Annotated in this window: 1 protein-coding gene; it reads left to right on the top strand. The window is 61.9% G+C overall.

The annotated features are described in order from the left end of the window. Nucleotides 1–480: 480 nt before the first annotated feature. A protein-coding gene (locus AC1D2E_RS35715; protein WP_478201777.1) for an IS3 family transposase occupies nucleotides 481–1,691 on the top strand; the annotation gives its coding sequence in 2 pieces (ribosomal slippage) (nucleotides 481–748 and nucleotides 748–1,691; 1,212 coding nt in all). Nucleotides 1,692–1,742 lie beyond the last annotated feature (51 nt).

Raw genomic sequence — 1,742 nt, 5'->3', positions numbered from 1 at the left:
AACTCGGTCTTCGCGACGGGCTACCAGTTGAGTTCGGATGGCAGCTTGTTGAGGAATCCCCGGATCAACGCGGCCGGCAAGCTCGTCGGGGAAGCCATCGTGCTGCTGGACAACCGGGTGAGCTAGCCAACAGGGCCACTTACGGTGCCATCGGGTTCCGCTTTTCCTCTTCGAGCCGTTGCCGCTGACGTACAGCTTCGCACTGTGCATGCGACCTGAATTCAGGCTTCACACACTGTCCTGCCATGCGAGTGGCGTGGCGGGCTTTGCCTTGGGCGCCTCGACTCCAGTTGGAGGCGTCGCGTTGGGTGCTATGACGGTAAGGCGACGAAGTACGGTCCGTTGCGGTAGCGCACGCCGGACACCAGTTCGGGGATCAGGAAATCCAAGAAGGACTTCCCCGGAGCCTCGGTGTGATCTTGCCCCCGAAAAACGTACTCCATAGCTGATGGTCAAATTCAGTGATTGGAGAGAAGAGAAATGAGCAAGAGAAAAGACGGGCAACCGCGTGGCAGGTACACGCTCGAATTCAAGCTGGAGGCGGTGCGACTGGTCAAAGGCGGCCAAGCGGCGTCGGTGACGGCCAAGGTGCTGGGCATGCCGAAGCAGACGCTGGACAACTGGGTGCGGCTCAGCGAGAAGGGCCAGCTCAAGGGCGCTGGCGACAAGCCTGTGTCGCCTGAACAGATGGAGCTGGCGCGGCTGCGCGCGGAGAATGCGCGCCTGAGGATGGAGCGCGACATCTTGGGAAAAGCCACGGCGTACTTCGCCAAACATTCGCTGTGAAGTACGCCTGGATTGCCAAGCAAAGGGCCCGCTGGCCCGTCACGCTGGCCTGCGAGGTGCTGGGCGTCAGCGCCAGCGGCTACTTTGAGCATTGGCGGCGCAAGGATGCGGACAAGCCGAGTCGGCCGGGGGCGAACAAGCGCATCAGCGACGAGGCCTTGCTGGTGCACATCAAGGCCATTCATGCCGAAGTCAAGGAGGAATACGGCTGGCCCAAGATGTGGAAGGAACTGCTGGCGCGAGGCATTCGGGTGGGCAAGGAGCGCGTGCGAAAGCTGATGCAGCGCCACGGCATCAAGGCCAGGGGCAAGAGAAAGTTTGTCGTGACCACCGACAGCAAACACGATCTGCCGATTGCCGACAACCTGCTGCAGCGCGACTTCGCGCCCGCGGCGCCGAACCAGGTGTGGACGAGCGACATCACCTACATCGCCACCGATGAGGGGTGGCTGTACTTGACGGCGGTCATCGACCTGTTCAGTCGCCAGGTGGTGGGCTGGAGCCTGAGAGAGCACATGCAGGCCAGCGTCGTGACGGATGCGTTGCGCATGGCGTGGTTTCGGCGCCGTCCCGCGCCGGGGCTGATCTTTCATTCAGATCGGGGCAGCCAATACTGCAGCCATGAGTTCCAAAAGGCACTCCAGGACTACGAGATGAAGTCCTCGATGAGCCGCAAGGGCGATTGCTGGGACAACGCGCCGACCGAAAGCCTGTGGGGGCGCCTGAAGGTCGGCAGGCTGTACGGAAGGCGCTTTGCAACGCGGCGCGAGGCGATGGACGAAGTGGTCGATTGGTTGGCGTTCTACAACCATAGGAGATTGCACTCGACGCTGGGCTATGTCAGTCCCATGATGTTTGAGCAACGCTGGATCGCGGCCCAGCAGCAAGACAGGAAGTCCGCATAATCGGCAGCCTATGGAGTGCGGGCAACAGGGGCAAGGTCACCGCGAAGGCGG

The sequence above is a fragment of the Variovorax sp. P1_H2 genome (assembly GCF_056405295.1).
This window is presented reverse-complemented; position numbering and strand designations above follow the sequence as displayed.